1 protein-coding gene is annotated in these 232 nt (G+C 37.1%); it reads left to right on the top strand.

From position 1 onward, the window contains the following. The coding region (locus ABF638_RS38545; protein WP_435027976.1) for a hypothetical protein at nucleotides 1-232 on the top strand (232 nt) is incomplete at both ends.

Below are 232 nucleotides of genomic sequence, written 5' to 3'. Positions count from 1 at the left end.
CAGCAGTAGAGGAGAAGCTACCAATACGTACTCACTGGAACAGAGATTCTCGGATTTTCTCCAGTCTGCGCCAGTGTATCAGAGAAATCCGCATTGGTATTTATCGCCAAGACCTTAATTTTATTAATCAGCAAATTGAAGATTACCAGAAGTACAGTGATAGCGAAGAAAAAATAGTAATAGAAAATATCTTTGAGCAGATATACAATAATCCATTTGATGCAGATTGGTT

Origin of the sequence: Nostoc sp. CALU 1950 (assembly GCF_051172895.1) — a bacterium.
Lineage (GTDB): Bacteria > Cyanobacteriota > Cyanobacteriia > Cyanobacteriales > Nostocaceae > Nostoc > Nostoc edaphicum_A.
The sequence above is the reverse complement of the archived record's forward strand: the minus strand, read 5'-3'. Positions and strand labels throughout refer to the sequence as shown.